We start from the raw sequence: 15,641 nt of genomic DNA on the forward strand, positions 1-15,641 counted from the left end.
GGGGGGGGGGGGGGGGGGGGGGGGGGGTGGGGGGGGGGGGGGGGGGGGGGGGGGGTGTTGGGGGGGGCGCCCCCGGGGCCGGGGCCCCCCCCCCCCCACCGCTGGTAGATCGCCTCGATCTCGTGCGCGAAGTCCTTCGCCACCACATTCCGCTTCAGCTTGAGCGACGGCGTCACATGCCCCGACGCCTCCGTGAACTGATTCGGCAGGATGCGGAACTTGCGCACCGACTCCGCCTTGGAGACCGCCGCGTTCCCGTCGTCGACGGCCTTCTGCACATCGGCCAGCAGCTCCGCGTCATCGGCCAGTTCGGCCGCCGTCAGCCCGGCCGGCTTGCCGTGGTCGGCCAGCCAGCGCGGCAGGAAGTCCTCGTCGATCGTGACCAGCGCACCGACGAACGGCCGGCCGTCACCGACGACCATGCACTCGGCGACCAGCGCATGCGCCCGGATGCGGTCCTCGATCACCGCCGGGGCGACGTTCTTGCCACCCGCGGTGACGATGATCTCCTTCTTCCGGCCGGTGATGGTGAGGAACCCCTCCTCGTCGAGGGTGCCCAGGTCACCGGTGTGGAACCAGCCGTCCGCGAGCGCCTCGGCCGTCGCCGCCTCGTTGTTCCAGTAGCCGGTGAACAGGTGCTCGCCGTGCAGCAGCACCTCGCCGTCGTCCGCGATCCGGATCACCGAACCCGGCATCGGCTGGCCCACGGTGCCGATCTTCGGCCGGTCCCAGGGGTTGAAGGCGGTCGCGGCGCACGACTCCGTCAGGCCGTACCCCTCCAGGACCGTGAACCCGATGCCCCGGTAGAAGTGGCCCAGCCGCTCGCCCAGCGGCGCACCGCCGGAGATCGCATGGGTGGCCCTGCCCCCCAGCACCTCGCGCAGCTTGCCGTAGACCAGCCGGTCGAAGACCTTGTGCTTGAGCTTCAGGCCGAAGGACGGGCCCGCCGGGGTGTCCAGGGCCCGGCTGTAGGCGATCGCGGTGTCCGCCGCCCGGTCGAAGATCCTGCCCTTGCCGTCCGCCTGCGCCTTGGCCCGGGCGCCGTTGTAGACCTTCTCGAAGACCCGTGGCACGCCCAGCATCAGCGTCGGCCGGAAACCGGCGAGGTCCTCGGTGAGGTGCTTGATGTCGCCGACCATGCCCAGCCGGATCGGGGCCATCAGCGCGGCCACCTCCACCAGCCGCCCGAAGACATGCGCGGCGGGCAGGAACAGCAGGACGGAAGAGTCGCCGGTGCGGAACAGCGGCTTGAGCCGCTCCACCGCGTTGCCGCACTCCGCGAAGAAGCTGCGGTGGGTGAGCACACAGCCCTTGGGGCGGCCGGTGGTGCCCGAGGTGTAGACGATCGTCGCGGGGGAGTCCGCGTCGGCCAGCGAACTGCGCTCGTCCACCGCCTCGTCGGACAGGGACTCCCCGGCGGCCCGCAGCCGCTCCACCGCACCGTCGGCGGCGCCCTCGATCCGCCAGACCTGCTCGAGCTCCGGGAGGCGCTCCCGCACGGACTCGACCGCCGCCTCGTGCGCCGGGGTCTCCACCAGGCAGGCCACGGCCCCCGAGTCGCCGAGGATCCACTGGATCTGCTCGGGTGAACTGGTCTCGTAGACCGGCACGGTGACCGCGCCCGCACTCCAGATGGCGAAGTCCAGCAGCGCCCACTCGTAGCGCGTCCGGGACAGCAGGCCCACCCGGTCGCCGGGCCGGATACCCGAGGCCATCAGCCCCTTGGCGGCGGCGCGCACCTCGGCGAGGAAGCCCGCCGCGGTGACGTCCCGCCAGCGGCCGTCGACCTTGCGCCCTATCACCACGACATCGGGGTGGAGCGCGGCGTTCCGGCGGATGAGATCCGTCAGGTTTCCGTCGGCGGGGACCTCGTAAAGGGCCGGAAGGCTGAACTCGCGCAAGACTGCTGCTCCTCGTCGGGCGCCGGCGCCGCCGCGTCGTCGAGGGGCGCTGCGTCGGCTGCGGTCCATGATCAGGCAAGGTGAATTGGCTGCCCGGACGTTACCCACCAGTATGGCTTTCGAATAGAGGGTCACGCCCAGATGTTCTCTGCGTCACATGCCACGGAACCGCTCTGGGCACCCTAGCCCCTCCCTTCGGTGACCCGGAAGTAACCGCAGGTGAGGGCCCTTCCGAAGGCCCGGACCAGCACCTAGGGTGGCGCTCATGCGAGTGCATGTGGTCAGCGATGTACACGGCAACGCCCAGGGCCTCGCCCGGGCGGGCGACGGTGCGGACGCCCTGGTGTGCCTGGGCGACCTCATCCTCTTCCTCGACTACGCCGACCACTCGCGCGGCATCTTCCCCGAGCTCTTCGGGAGCGAGAACGCCGACCGCATCGTCGAACTGCGCACCGCCCGCCGCTTCGCGGAGGCCCGCGAGCTGGCCCGCGGACTGTGGGCGGGCGTCGACCGGGACTCCGCCATCGAGCAGGCCGTCCGCAAGCAGTACGCCGAGCTCTTCGCCGCCTTCCCCACCCCCACCTACGCCACCTACGGGAACGTCGACATCCCCCACCTCTGGCCCGAATACGCCCGCCCCGGCACCACCGTGCTGGACGGCGAACGCACCGAGATCGGCGGGCTGGTTTTCGGCTTCGTCGGCGGTGGCCTGAGATCGCCCATGCGCACCCCCTACGAGATCGACGACGAGACCTATGCCGCCAAGATCGCCGCCCTTGGCCCGGTCGATGTGCTCTGCTCCCACATCCCGCCCGACGTGCCCGAACTCTGCTACGACACCATCGCCCGCCGCTTCGAACGCGGCAGCACCGCCCTGCTGGAGACGATCCGCACCACCCGCCCCCGATACGCGCTCTTCGGCCACGTCCATCAGCCCCTCGCCCGCCGGATGCGCGTCGGCGCGACCGAATGCGTCAACGTCGGACACTTCGCCTCGACCGGTATCCCCTGGGCACTGGAGTGGTGACGCGCGGCGCGAGGTAGCCTTCACCGGCAGACACAGGCGGCGGACCGGTACGGAGGAGCCACGGAGATGGCGGAACACACCAGCTCGAGCATTACGATCGAGGCGAGCCCCGCCGAGGTCATGGCGGTGATCGCCGACTTCGACAACTACGCGGTCTGGACCGGCGAGGTCAAGCAGGCCGAGGTCCTGGAGAAGGACGAACAGGGCCGCGCGGCCAAGGTCCGCCTGGTCCTCGACGCGGGCGCCATCAAGGACGACCACACCCTGGCCTACACCTGGCCTGCCGACCATGTGGTGAGCTGGTCACTGGTCAAGTCCCAGATGCTGCGCCAGCTCGACGGCTCCTACCGCCTGCGGCCCCTCGGCGACGGCCGGCACACCGAAGTGACCTACCAGCTCACCGTCGACGTGAAGATCCCCATGCTCGGAATGATCAAGCGCAAGGCCGAGAAGGTCATCATCGACCGCGCCCTGACCGGGCTCAAGGAGCGCGTCGAAGCCATCGTGAAGTCCTGACCCACTGCCGGAGGCTCCCCCTTGCGTACGGTCCTCGTCACCGGTCCCGGCGGCGCGGGCCGCACCACCGCCGCGGCGGCCACCGCCCTGGCCGCGTCCCGGCAGGGACAGCGCGTCCTGCTGCTCACCAGCGACCGCGGCCCCACCCCCGACGCCCTGCTCGGCACCACCCTGCCGGCCGCCGGGGAGGGAACCGCACCCATCGAAGCGGCCCCCGGACTCCGGGCCGCCCGCATCGCCGCGGGCGAGCACTTCACCACCCTCGCCCGCGACCTCCAGGACCGCGGCGCCTCCCTCTTCGACCTCCTCGGCGCCACCCCCCTCGACCCCGAGGAGCTCACCGAACTCCCCGGCGCCGAACCCCTGGCGATCCTCGCCGCCCTGCGCACCGCCGCCGGCTCGGCGCCGGACCTGCTGGTCGTCGACCTGCCGCCGGTCCAGGAGACCGTACGGCTGCTCGCCCTGCCCGAGCAGCTGCGCCGCTACCTCCGCCGGCTGCTGCCCCCCGAGCGACAGGCCGCCCGCGCGCTGCGCCCGATGCTCGCCCAGCTGGCCGGAGTTCCGCTGCCCGCCCAGCGGCTCTATGAGACCGCCGAACGCTGGGACGCCGAACTCGCCGCCGTACAGGACCTGGTCGAGGCGGACACCACCACCGTGCGCCTGGTCGCCGAACCCGGCCCGCCGGTCACCGAGGCGCTGCGCACCGCCCGCGCCGGACTCGCCCTCCAGGGCTGCCGCATCGACGGCCTGATAGCCAACCGGCTGCTGCCGGACGGCTCCACCGACCCCTGGCTGGCCGCTCTCGCGGCGGAACAGCAGATCGCCCACAAGGCGCTGCGCGAGGAGTTCCACGGCCTCCCCGTCACCGCGATACCCCACCTCGGCCGCGCCCCGCGCGGCCCCGCCGACCTCACCGAGCTGCTGCCCGCCCACCTCGAGCACCCCATCGCCCCCGAGCCCTGGAGCATCGAGGACCGCCTCGCCACCGACTCCCTGCTGATCTGGCGGATCCCGCTGCCCGGCGCCGACCGCGACGGACTCGGCCTGGTGCGCCGCGGCGATGAACTCATCGTCGCGGTCGGCCCGTTCCGCCGCATACTGCCCCTGCCGTCCGCGCTGCGCCGCTGCACCGTGGCCGGCGCCGGACTGCGCGACGGAGCGCTGTGCGTGCGCTTCGTGCCCGACCCCGCTCTGTGGCCGCGGACACCCTGAACGGCGCCACCCCCGTCGGGTAACGTCGAAGGAAAGTCCAGCCCCAGGAGTTCGCCATGAGTGACAGGAAGCCCGCCCCGGACGCCTGGGAACAGGCCTGTGCCGAGGACCTCGCCGCCGAACGGGCCCGCCGCCGCGAGGAGTACGGACCGCAGCCCGGCAGCGCCGCCGAGGAACTGCGCAGGCTGGTGGACGCCGTCGCCGACAAGGTCTCCGACCTCGGGCTCCCCTTCGCGGGCGCGGCCGAGCACCTCATCAACCAGGCCAAGGCCGCCGTCGAGCCGGTCATCGAGCGCAACCCGGACGTCTTCGACCACCTCGCCTCGGCCGGCTCCGAGTTGCTCGCCGCCTACCGCGCGGCGGTCCGCGGCCAGGAGCAGCGCTGGACCCGGGGCGCGGCCGACAACAGCCCGCGGCCGGGCACCCGGCCCGGGCCGGGCGACGAAGGAACCGGCACCGAACACATCGACCTCGACTGACCTGTACGGTGGTCGTGGCTGTGTTTGTGGGGTTTGAGCGAAACAACTGAGGGACACATGGGACTCACCATCGGCGTCGACATCGGCGGCACGAAGATCGCGGCCGGCGTGGTCGACGAAGAGGGTTCGATCCTCGCGACATGCAAGGTGCCGACCCCGGACACCCCCGAGGGCGTGGTCGACGCCATCGCCGACGCGGTACGCACGGTCAGCGCCGACCATGACGTCGACGCCGTCGGCATCGGCGCCGCCGGCTATGTGGACGACAAGCGGGCCACCGTCCTGTTCGCCCCCAACATCAACTGGCGGCACGAGGCGCTCAAGGACAAGGTCGAACAGCGCGTCGGCCTCCCGGTCGTGGTCGAGAACGACGCCAACGCCGCCGCCTGGGGCGAGTACCGCTTCGGCGCCGGCCAGGGCCATGACGACGTCATCTGCATCACCCTGGGCACCGGCCTCGGCGGCGGCATCATCATCGGCAACAAGCTGCGCCGCGGCCGCTTCGGCGTCGCCGCCGAGTTCGGCCACATCCGGGTCGTTCCCGACGGCCTGCTGTGCGGCTGCGGCAGCCAGGGCTGCTGGGAGCAGTACGCCTCCGGCCGCGCCCTGGTCCGCTACGCCAGGCAGCGGGCGCAGGCCACCCCGGAGCACGCGAGCATCCTGCTCGGCCTGGGCGACGGCACCCCCGACGGCATCGAGGGCAAGCACATCAGCGACGCCGCCCGGCAGGGCGACCCGGTGGCCATCGACTCGTTCCGCGAGCTGGCCCGCTGGGCGGGCGCGGGCCTGGCCGACCTGGCCTCGCTCTTCGACCCCTCGGCGTTCATCATCGGCGGCGGCGTCTCCGACGAGGGCGACCTGGTCCTGGAACCGATCCGCAAGTCCTTCCGCCGCTGGCTGGTCGGCGGGCAGTGGCGGCCGCACGCCCAGGTGCTGGCCGCGCAGCTGGGCGGCAAGGCCGGGCTGGTCGGCGCGGCGGACCTGGCCCGGCAGGGCTGACACCCCGGTCGTGGGAAGGCGGCGGGCTTGGGGAAAGATCAGCCCGTGAACCTCACCCAGCTGACGGACCTCCCCGCCTCCCGTACCGAAGCCGACGGCTCCGCCGTCATCCGCGTACTCAGCTACAACATCCGCTCCATGCGTGACGATGTCGGCGCGCTGGCCCGGGTCATCCAGGCCTGCGCGCCCGATGTCGTCTGCGTCCAGGAGGCGCCCCGCTTCTTCCGCTGGCGCAAGGCCGCGGCCCGCCTCGCCCGGCTGTCCGGGCTGGTGTATGTCACGGGCGGGGCCACCGCCTCCGGCCCGATGATCCTCTCCTCGCTCCGCGCCCATGTGGAGCGCACCGACGATCTGCTGCTGCCCCGCACCCCCGGACTGCACCAACGCGGCCTGGCCACCGCCGTGCTCCGCTTCGGGCGGGCCGAACTGGGCGTCATCAGCTGCCACTTGAGTATCGACCCGGGCGAACGGTACGTCCAGGGGCGGCTGTTGCTGGACAAGCTCGCCTCGATGGACGTACCGCACGCCATGGTGGCCGGTGACCTCAACGACCGCCCCGACGGCCGCACTTTCGGCCTCCTCGCGGATGCCCTCCAGGACGGCTGGGCCACCAAGCCGTGGGGGCGCGAGCACACCACGCGGCTGGACGATCCGCTGCAGCGCATTGACGCGGTCTTCGCCACGGAGGGCGTGGAGGTACTGGGGTGCGGGGTGCCGATGGGGCTGCCGGGGGTGGCGGAGCACGACCTGAGGGCCGCCACGGATCACCTTCCGGTGCTGGCGGCCCTCAGGGTGCCGGTGTCCTAGGGCCCGCACCGACCCATCGGACACCCCCTAACTCCGGGGGCGCTGCTTGGCCTTGTCGGTGACGGCGTAGGCGTCCAGGTAGGAGCCTGCGACGCAGCGCCGGCCCTCCCATTCGTCGCAATCGCCCAGGTAGTCGTGAGTCTTCTCGTCGAAGAGGAAGGTTCCCTTCGGCACTGGGAATTCGTCCCAGACTTCTTTGGCCCCGGGGAAGAAGACCGCCACACCCGCACGGCCTCGGAGGTCCTTGACCCCACGCGTCGCCTTCACTCCGGGGATCCTGGACATGGCCTCGTACACGGCGGGCCGGAGCCCTTCCGGCATGACCGGTACCTGCCGCAGCAGCGAGGTGAGGTCGGAGTAGATCGAGCCCCATTCGGCCTTTTTCAGGGTCTGCTCGGCGCCGAACGAGTGCTGGTTCCGCATGGTGGCCAGGAGGCTGTCCGGGCCGGTGGGCAGCTTCTTCAAGTCCGCCCAGTCCTCGGATGGTGAATCGCCCGGTATGGCGGACTGCGCCGAGGTCCATGGACCGACGCCGTCGCTGTAGCCCCATCCAAGCTTGTTGCGCGGATCGACCGGGCGCCAGAACTCCTCGACATGCCGCGTCTGATCCTTCGCTGTATAGATCACGACCGTCTTCGTATAGATGAACTGATCGCGGCGCGGCGCCAGTCGGGGACCGTGCTCACGCTCCTGCGCCGCCGCGCCATGGAGCACCGTGCCGGCGCTGACGTGGTCCAGGTCCTTGGACGGCCGCTCGTCGCCCGGCCCCACCAGCAGCGTGGCGGTCACGGCCACGACGAGTACGCCCGCCAGGGCGAGCCCGGGCCGGAGGCCGCGCACCGGCTTCACCGGCGTGCTGCCGTTCATCGCGGCGAACAGCCGTATCCGGCCCCGGTTCCGGGCCTCGTCGGTGAGCGGAGCCGCCCCGGCGTCCCACCCGCGCAGTTGGTCGAGCTCATGCATCGTTGCCTGCCTCTCGGAAAGCTGTGGGGTCACTGCCGCCCAGCGCCTCGCGCAAGGTTCTGCGGGCCCGGTGCAGACGCGACCGGACCGTCCCGATGGGGACTCCCAGGGCCTGCGCGACCTCCTCGTAGCCGAGGTCGGCCCAGGCCACCAGCAGCAGGACATCGCGGTGCCGGGCCGAGAGCCGGGTCAGTGCGGCGGCCAGTTCCGCGCGTACGCCCTGGGCGCTGGCCCGGGCGGCCACCTGGTCCGCGATGCCCTCCTCGTGTTCGACCGGGGCCGGTACCGCGGCGAGCGCCTTGAAGCGGCGGGCCTCGGAACGGCGGTGCCGCCGGATGAGGTTGGTCGCGATGCCGAACAGCCAGGGGCGGGCGTCGGCGCGATCGACGTCATAGTGGTGGCGCAGCCGGAAGGCGGTGGCGAAGGTCTCGGCCATCAGGTCTTCCGCCACCTCCGTTCCCAGCCGCCGTGCGGCATAGCGGTGCACGGCGTCGGCATGGCGGTCGAAGAGCGCGGCGAAGGCCCCGGGCTCGTCCTGGGACCGTGCGATCACCGAGGCGTCGGACTCGGTTCTGACGCCCGGTTCGACGGTCATCGGGGCTCCTCTCGTTCGGGTGAACGCCGGTGGAATCGGACAGCGTTCACCTCTATTTCGCCGCTCGCCCCAAATGAGTTCCCTGAACATGACAGATTCGGACAGCGAAAAGCCCGCCCGGAGCAGGACACTCCGGACGGGCTGGGACAGATCACCCCTGGATCAGACGACCGCGCCGCGCCCCGGGTCGTCGTCGTCCTCGTCGTTGTCCTTCAGGCGCAGGACGAGGGTGGCGAAGCCGCCGAGGAAGCCGCCGACGCCCAGGGTGGTGATCCACCACGTCAACTCCTGCCGCAGCAGCACCATGATGAGCAGCAGCAGCGGGCCGCCGAGCACGGCGATCCAGGCGAACCGCGAGGTGACATCGCCGGTCGGCAGCGGCGGCGGCTCCGGCGGCACGAAGTGCCCCTCGTCCACATCGCCCTCGGAGGGCTCGGCGGCCGTCCAGTCGCGGGGGCCGACCCCCGGGGCGTAGACGATGAAACCGCCCGGGCGCTCCGGGGGTTCGGGCTTCACGGGCACCTCGGGCTGCGGTTCCGCTGCCGCCGCGGCTTCGGCTTCCGGCTCCGCCGCCGGTGCGGCCGGCTCGGCGGTCTCCTCGCCGGACGCGGGCCAGCGGCCCTTCTCCGGATCGGGCTGCTCGCCATAGGCCGCGACCAGTTCCGCCCAGGCCGCGTCCTCGTCCAGCGGGTCCTTGCCCTCGTCGCGATCGCGGTCCGCGTCGCGCTCAGCCACGGGGAACCGTCCCCTGCTTGGCGAGTCGGCCGATGAAGGTGTGGCTGTCCTCGAAGATCGCCCCGGCGTCGTGGTCCAGGGTCGCCACATGGTGGCTGCGCTCCAGCAGCCGCTCGGTGACATCGGTGGAGGAGACCCGGGCCAGGATGCGCGCCGAGTCGGCCGGCGGCACCACATGGTCCTGCGGGCTGTGCATCAGCAGCAACGGCTGGGTGACCCGGGGCAGTTCGCCGTCCACCAGCTGCAGGAAACGGCGGAAGGAGTGCGCGGCGTGCAGCGGCACCCGGTCGTAACCGACCTCCGCCACCCCCTCCTTGGCGATGTCGCTGGTGATGCCCTTGGTGGTACGGACCAGGTGGCGCAGCACCGGCAGCGCCCGGGCGCCGATCCCGTGCACCTTGTTGGCCGGGTTGACGACGGCGACACCGGACACGGCCTCCCCGTGCTTGGCCGCCAGCCGCAGGGCGAGCGCGCCGCCCATCGACAAGCCGCACACAAACACCTGGGAACAGCGTTCCCGCAGGGACCACAGCTCGCGGTCGACCTCGGCGTACCAGTCCTGCCAGCCGGTGATCTGCATGTCCTGCCAGCGGGTGCCATGGCCGGGCAGCAGGGGCAGCGAGATGGTGAGACCGCGCTCCGCGAGATAATCGGCCCAGGGCCGGACGGACTGCGGGGAACCGGTGAAGCCGTGGCACACAAGGACGCCGACCTCTCCGCCGTCATGGCGGAACGGCTCGGCACCGGGGAGGAGCGGCACCGGGATCTCCGATCGATGGGGATGTGCAGGGCTGTCCCTCAGCCTACGCGGAGCGCCGCACGGCGGGTAGGCAGGTTAAGGTCTCCTCGTCACTACAGGAGGTTCTCGGTTGTTCTACGGCGCTATGAAGCTGTCCATCGGCGGGTCGCTGAAGCTTGCCTTCCGGCCGTGGGTGGAGGGCTTGGAGAACATCCCCGCCGAGGGTCCGGCGATCCTCGCGAGCAACCACCTGTCCTTCTCGGACTCCTTCTTCCTCCCGGCGGTCCTGGACCGCAAGATCACCTTTATCGCCAAGCAGGAATACTTCACCTCCCCGGGAGTCAAGGGGAAGCTGACGGCCGCCTTCTTCAAGGGCGTCGGCCAGCTCCCGGTCGACCGCTCGGGCGCGCGCGGCGCGGGCGAGGCGGCGATCAAGGCGGGCATCGAGGTGCTGGAGCGCGGTGAGCTGTTCGGCATCTACCCGGAGGGCACCCGCTCCCCGGACGGCCGCCTCTACCGCGGCAAGCCGGGCGGTCTGGCCAGGATGGCGCTGGCCTCGGAGGCACCGGTGATCCCGGTCGCGATGATCGACACCGAGAAGATCCAGCCGCCCGGCAAGGTGATGCCCAAGCTGATGCGCCCGGGCATCCGCATCGGCAAGCCGCTGGACTTCAGCCGCTACCACGGCATGGACGGCGACCGCTTCATCCTGCGCTCGGTGACCGACGAGGTCATGTACGAGATCATGAAGCTCTCCGGCCAGGAGTACGTGGACATCTACGCGACGGCCGCCAAGCGCCAGATCGCCGAGGAGGCGAAGCGCAAGGCGCAGGAGGAGAAGGACGAGAAGGAGGCGGCGAAGGCCGCCGGACTCGTGGACGAAGAACCCCACCGGAAGTGGCGGCGCAAGGGCTGAGCGGAACACCGGGGGAACGGGGGGATGGCACCGCACGCCGGGCGTCCACGCCGAGTACGCATGTCGGTGGAGCTGCCCTTGTGGCGCGCGCTCACCGGCTTTCGGCTGGTGACGCTCTGCTATGTACTCGCGCTCTTCATTCCCGACCATCGCGAATACGCCCACCCGCTGGGCGCGGCGCTCTATATGGGCGTACTCACCCTATGGACCCTGCTGACCTGGAACCGGTTCACCTCCGCCGAACGCTGTAGCTGGACCTTTCCGCTGGTGGATCTCGGCATCGCGCTCGCCGGGATCCTGCTCACCGGAGTGCTGGACACCGCGGCCCGGATCGCGGACGGCACACACACCCTGCCGGCGGTCTGGACGTCGGGGGCGGCGCTGGGGTGCGCGCTCAAGGGCGGCTGGCGCTGGGCGGCCGTCGCCGCCACGCTGGTGGTCGCCGCCAATGTCGTCGAGCGCGAGGAACTGCCCGTCCGCGACCTGCTGTTGGTGTGGGTCGCCAGCATCGCCATCGGCTACATCGTCGAGGTGACGCGGATCAGCGAACGCACCCTCGCCCAGGCCCTGCGGATCGAGGCGGCGACCCGGGAACGCGAGCGGCTGGCCCGCGACATCCACGACAGCGTGCTGCAGGTGCTGGCCATGGTGCAGCGCCGCGGCGCCCAGCTCGGCGGCGAGGCCGCCGAGCTCGGCCGGATGGCGGGCGAACAGGAGATAGCGCTGCGCACCCTGGTCGCCGGGGGCCTGCTGCCGCCGCGCACCGCCGAACCGCCACCCGGCCCGCAGGGCGCACCCGTTCCGCCCGCGGGCCCCTGTGACCTGCGTGCCCTCCTCGCCCCCCGGGCCGGGGCCGCCGTCTCGCTGGCCATGCCCGGCACCCCCGTACTGCTGGAGGCAGCGGTGGCGGCGGAGCTGGCGGCCGCTGTCGGTGCCGCCCTGGACAATGTCGAGCAGCACGCCGGCGCCGCCGCCCGGGCCTGGATCCTGCTGGAGGACGAGCCGCACGAGGTCATCGTCACCGTGCGGGACGACGGCCCCGGCATCGCCGAGGGGCGGCTGGCGGACGCGGAACGGGAGGGGCGCCTGGGGGTCGCCCTGTCGATCCGTGGCAGGCTGCGCGAGCTGGGCGGCAGCGCCGAGCTGAGCTCGGTGCCCGGGCAGGGCACCGAAGTCGAACTGCGAGTCCCACGGAAGAGTTGCTGATGGTGAAGGTGATGGTGGTCGACGACCACCCGATGTGGCGCGACGCCGTCGCGCGGGACCTGGTGTCCGCCGGGTTCGAGGTGGTCGCCACGGCGGGCGACGGCCCGCAGGCGGTGCGCCGGGCCAAGGCCGCGGCCCCCGAGGTGCTGGTGCTGGACCTCAACCTGCCGGGCCTGCCCGGGGTGGCCGTCTGCCAGGAGCTGGTGGCCCGGGACCCCGCACTGCGGGTGCTGGTGCTCTCCGCCAGCGGTGAGCACCAGGACGTCCTGGAGGCGGTGAAGTCCGGGGCGACCGGCTACCTGGTCAAGTCGGCCGGCCCGGAAGAGCTGTTGGCCGCCGTCCGCAGCACGGCCGCCGGCGACCCCGTCTTCACCCCCGGCCTGGCCGGGCTGGTGCTCGGCGAGTACCGCAGGCTGGCCGCGGCCCCCGCCCCCGACCGGCCGGACGCCCCGCGGCTGACCGACCGGGAGACCGAGGTGCTGCGTCTGGTGGCAAAGGGCCTGTCGTACAAGCAGATTGCCGAGCGGCTGGTTATTTCCCACCGCACGGTGCAGAACCATGTGCAGAACACCTTGGGCAAGCTCCAGTTGCACAACCGCGTGGAGCTCGTGCGCTACGCGATAGAGCGAGGTCTCGACGACGCCTGACCCTGCGCGGCCGGGCGTCGGTACTCGGCGAAGGGAAGGTGTCATGCGGGTCGGAGTACTGACCGGTGGTGGTGACTGCCCCGGGCTCAACGCGGTCATCCGCGCCGTCGTCCGCAAGGGCGTCCAGGAGTACGACTATGACTTCACCGGCTTCAAGGACGGCTGGCGCGGGCCGCTCCAGGGCGCGGTGGTACGGCTCGACATCCCGGCGGTGCGGGGAATCCTGCCCCGGGGCGGCACCATGCTCGGCTCCTCGCGGACCAATCCGCTCAAGGAGCCGGACGGCGTCCGCCGGATCCGCGAGAACCTGCGCCGGCAGGAGGTCGACGCCCTGATCGCCATCGGCGGCGAGGACACCCTCGGCGTCGCCGCCCGGCTCTGCGCCGAACACGGCATCCCCTGTGTCGGCGTTCCCAAGACCATCGACAACGACCTGTCCGCCACGGACTACACCTTCGGCTTCGACACCGCCGTCGGCATCGCCACCGAGGCCATCGACCGGCTGCACACCACCGCCGAGTCGCATATGCGGGTCCTGGTGGTGGAGGTCATGGGACGGCACGCGGGGTGGATCGCCCTGCACTCCGGCCTGGCCGGCGGCGCCAACGTCATCCTCATCCCCGAACAGCGCTTCGACCTCGACGAGGTCTGCGGGTGGGTCACCTCCCGGTTCCGGTCCAGCTACGCACCGATCGTGGTCGTCGCCGAGGGCGCCATGCCCAAGGACGGCGACCTGGTGCTCAAGGACGCCGGGGCGCTCGACTCCTTCGGCCATGTCCGGCTGTCGGGGGTCGGGGAGTGGCTCGCCAAGGAGATCGAACGCCGCACCGGCAAGGAGGCGCGGACCACCGTACTGGGGCATGTGCAGCGGGGCGGCACGCCCAGTGCCTTCGACCGCTGGCTGGCCAGCCGGTTTGGGCTGCATGCGATCGACGCGGTGCGGGACGGGGCGTTCGGCTCGATGGTCGCCCTGCGCGGGACGGACATCGTGCGGGTGCCGCTGGGCGAGGCCACGGCCCGGCTGAAGACGGTGCCGGCCGCGCGGTACGAGGAGGTGAAGGTGTTCTTCGGCTGAGGGGCGGGGCAGCGTGTCCCGGCCGCGCGGCCGGGACACAGCCGCCTCCGTCAGCGCACCGACACCTCCGGCAGCAGCCCGGCCTCGCTCACGAGGGCGGGCAGCTGGGGTTCCTTCCGGGCGAGGGAGGAACGGCCGGGTCGCTAAGACGCCGAAGGCCGCTCCCCGCGGCGGCCGTTGCCACATTCCGGCGCTCCGCATGGCGAACGTGCCGTCTCACACTTCGGCCCGCCGGACGAACGGCCGTCAAGACCCCGTAATGTTGAGGCGTGACCGTGAACGCTGAACTCCTCGCCGGTGGCAACACCTGGCGCTCCCTTCCCGCGGCGCAGCAGCCCGACTGGCCGGACCAAGAGGCTCTGCGCGATGTGATCGCCGAGCTCGAGTCCTATCCGCCCCTCGTCTTCGCCGGCGAGTGCGATCAGCTGCGCGAGCGTCTGGGAGCGGTCGCCCGTGGCGAGGCGTTCCTGCTCCAGGGCGGCGACTGCGCCGAGGCGTTCGACGCGGTGAGCGCGGAGCAGATCCGCAACAAGCTCAAGACCCTGCTGCAGATGGGCGCGGTGCTGACCTACGCCGGTTCGGTGCCGGTGGTGAAGGTGGGCCGGATCGCCGGCCAGTACAGCAAGCCGCGCTCCAAGCCGACCGAGACCCGGGACGGCGTGACCCTGCCGACCTACCGGGGCGACTCCGTCAATGGCTTCGCCTTCACACCGGAGGCCCGTACCCCGGACCCGCAGCGGCTGAAGCGGATGTACCAGGCGTCGGCCTCCACGCTCAACCTGGTGCGGGCCTTCACCACCGGCGGCTATGCGGACCTGCGCCAGGTGCACGCCTGGAACCAGGACTTTGTGCGCTCCTCGCCGTCCGGCCAGCGCTATGAGGCGCTGGCCCGGGAGATCGACCGGGCGATGAACTTCATGAACGCCTGCGGGGTGGACCCGGAGGAGTTCAGGACGGTCGAGTTCTTCTCCTCGCACGAGGCGCTGGTCCTGGACTACGAGTCCGCGCTGACCCGGGTCGACTCGCGCACCGGCGAGCTGTACGACGTGTCGGGGCACATGGTGTGGATCGGTGAGCGCACCCGGCAGCTGGACGGTGCGCACATCGAGTTCGCGTCGAAGATCCGCAACCCGGTCGGGGTCAAGCTCGGCCCGACGACCACGCCGGAGGAGGCGCTCACCCTCATCGAGCGGCTCGACCCGGAGCGCGAGCCGGGACGGCTGACCTTCATCACCCGCATGGGCGCCGACAAGGTGCGCGACCGGCTCCCGGAGCTGGTCGAGAAGGTCACGGCGTCCGGCGCCCAGGTCGCCTGGGTCTGCGACCCGATGCACGGCAACACCTTCGAGGCGGCCTCGGGGCACAAGACCCGGCGCTTCGACGATGTGCTGGACGAGGTCAAGGGCTTCTTCGAGGTCCACAAGGGCCTGGGCACCCACCCGGGCGGCATCCATATGGAGCTGACCGGCGACGATGTCACGGAGTGCGTGGGCGGCGGCGACGAGATCTTCGTCGACGACCTGCACCAGCGCTATGAGACGGCCTGTGACCCCCGGCTCAACCGCAGCCAGTCGCTGGACCTGGCGTTCCTGGTCGCGGAGATGTACCGGGACCAGTAGCGACCGGCGGGGACGAAGCGCGCCGTGGGGGCCCGCTCTTGGTTTTTTGCCCCCCCGCGGGGGTGTGCCCCCGGGGGGGGCCCCCCTGCAGGCCACCCACCAAAAAAACGGCCGCCACAGGCGGCAACCCCCCCCCCAACCCCACCCCACAATTGTACAACCCCGGATACCCCCCCACCCCCCCACCCAAACCCCCAACCCCAAA

16 protein-coding genes are annotated in these 15,641 nt (G+C 71.6%); 11 read left to right on the forward strand and 5 right to left on the reverse strand.

Going from position 1 to position 15,641, the window contains the following annotated elements:
• Positions 1-1,901: AMP-dependent synthetase/ligase (locus ABCR83_RS30725; protein ID WP_462698526.1), on the reverse strand; the 1,901-nt coding region annotated here is incomplete at its 3' end.
• Positions 1,902-2,166: 265 nt separating this feature from the next.
• Between ABCR83_RS30725 and ABCR83_RS30730 the strand changes: the two genes are divergently transcribed.
• The 6 genes from ABCR83_RS30730 (at position 2,167) to ABCR83_RS30755 (ending at position 6,941) form a co-directional block, all read left to right on the forward strand.
• Positions 2,167-2,928: a metallophosphoesterase family protein gene (locus ABCR83_RS30730; RefSeq protein WP_462698527.1), complete on the forward strand. Its 762-nt coding sequence runs from the start codon at positions 2,167-2,169 to the stop codon at positions 2,926-2,928.
• Between the two features lie 66 nt (positions 2,929-2,994).
• Positions 2,995-3,444, forward strand: coding sequence for an SRPBCC family protein (locus tag ABCR83_RS30735; RefSeq protein WP_462698528.1), 450 nt, complete (start codon positions 2,995-2,997; stop codon positions 3,442-3,444).
• A gap of 21 nt (positions 3,445-3,465) precedes the next feature.
• Complete coding sequence (locus tag ABCR83_RS30740) at positions 3,466-4,656, forward strand: ArsA family ATPase (RefSeq protein ID WP_462698529.1); 1,191 nt, start codon at positions 3,466-3,468, stop codon at positions 4,654-4,656.
• Between the two features lie 56 nt (positions 4,657-4,712).
• Positions 4,713-5,135, forward strand: coding sequence for a DUF5304 domain-containing protein (locus ABCR83_RS30745; protein WP_462698530.1), 423 nt, complete (start codon positions 4,713-4,715; stop codon positions 5,133-5,135).
• A 57-nt stretch (positions 5,136-5,192) separates the two neighbouring features.
• On the forward strand, positions 5,193-6,134 hold the full coding sequence (locus tag ABCR83_RS30750) for an ROK family glucokinase (protein WP_462698531.1): 942 nt from the start codon (positions 5,193-5,195) through the stop codon (positions 6,132-6,134).
• 45 nt (positions 6,135-6,179) lie between these two features.
• Entirely contained in the window at positions 6,180-6,941 is a 762-nt protein-coding gene (locus tag ABCR83_RS30755; protein ID WP_462698532.1) for an endonuclease/exonuclease/phosphatase family protein, read from the forward strand.
• 27 nt (positions 6,942-6,968) lie between these two features.
• Here the strand turns inward: ABCR83_RS30755 and ABCR83_RS30760 are convergent, their stop codons facing one another.
• The 4 genes from ABCR83_RS30760 to ABCR83_RS30775 all read right to left on the reverse strand — a co-directional run bounded on the left by ABCR83_RS30760 (position 6,969) and on the right by ABCR83_RS30775 (position 9,994).
• Positions 6,969-7,904 carry a CU044_5270 family protein gene (locus tag ABCR83_RS30760; protein WP_462698533.1) on the reverse strand — a complete coding sequence of 312 codons (936 nt, stop codon included), beginning with the start codon at positions 7,902-7,904 and terminating at the stop codon, positions 6,969-6,971.
• Entirely contained in the window at positions 7,897-8,499 is a 603-nt protein-coding gene (locus tag ABCR83_RS30765) for an RNA polymerase sigma factor (RefSeq protein WP_462698534.1), read from the reverse strand. The genes ABCR83_RS30760 and ABCR83_RS30765 overlap by 8 nt, the downstream gene beginning before the upstream one ends.
• A gap of 162 nt (positions 8,500-8,661) precedes the next feature.
• Positions 8,662-9,234, reverse strand: a complete 573-nt coding sequence (locus ABCR83_RS30770) for a hypothetical protein (RefSeq protein WP_462698535.1) — start codon at positions 9,232-9,234, stop codon at positions 8,662-8,664.
• Positions 9,227-9,994, reverse strand: coding sequence for an alpha/beta hydrolase (locus ABCR83_RS30775; RefSeq protein ID WP_462698536.1), 768 nt, complete (start codon positions 9,992-9,994; stop codon positions 9,227-9,229). The genes ABCR83_RS30770 and ABCR83_RS30775 overlap by 8 nt, the downstream gene beginning before the upstream one ends.
• Positions 9,995-10,103: 109 nt before the next feature.
• Here ABCR83_RS30775 and ABCR83_RS30780 point away from each other — a divergent pair, with 109 nt between their 5' ends.
• The 5 genes from ABCR83_RS30780 to ABCR83_RS30800 all read left to right on the forward strand — a co-directional run bounded on the left by ABCR83_RS30780 (position 10,104) and on the right by ABCR83_RS30800 (position 15,436).
• Positions 10,104-10,889 carry a lysophospholipid acyltransferase family protein gene (locus ABCR83_RS30780; RefSeq protein WP_462698537.1) on the forward strand — a complete coding sequence of 262 codons (786 nt, stop codon included), beginning with the start codon at positions 10,104-10,106 and terminating at the stop codon, positions 10,887-10,889.
• A gap of 24 nt (positions 10,890-10,913) precedes the next feature.
• Positions 10,914-12,095, forward strand: coding sequence for a MacS family sensor histidine kinase (gene macS, locus ABCR83_RS30785; RefSeq protein WP_462698539.1), 1,182 nt, complete (start codon positions 10,914-10,916; stop codon positions 12,093-12,095).
• Complete coding sequence (locus ABCR83_RS30790) at positions 12,095-12,742, forward strand: response regulator (RefSeq protein WP_462698540.1); 648 nt, start codon at positions 12,095-12,097, stop codon at positions 12,740-12,742. The genes macS and ABCR83_RS30790 overlap by 1 nt, the downstream gene beginning before the upstream one ends.
• Before the next feature lie 43 nt (positions 12,743-12,785).
• Positions 12,786-13,817, forward strand: coding sequence for a 6-phosphofructokinase (locus ABCR83_RS30795; RefSeq protein WP_462698541.1), 1,032 nt, complete (start codon positions 12,786-12,788; stop codon positions 13,815-13,817).
• A 269-nt stretch (positions 13,818-14,086) separates the two neighbouring features.
• Positions 14,087-15,436 (forward strand): class II 3-deoxy-7-phosphoheptulonate synthase, encoded by a 1,350-nt coding sequence (locus tag ABCR83_RS30800; protein ID WP_462698542.1) that lies wholly within the window; start codon positions 14,087-14,089, stop codon positions 15,434-15,436.
• Positions 15,437-15,641: the final 205 nt, after the last annotated feature.

Source organism: Streptomyces xingningensis (genome assembly GCF_054957865.1).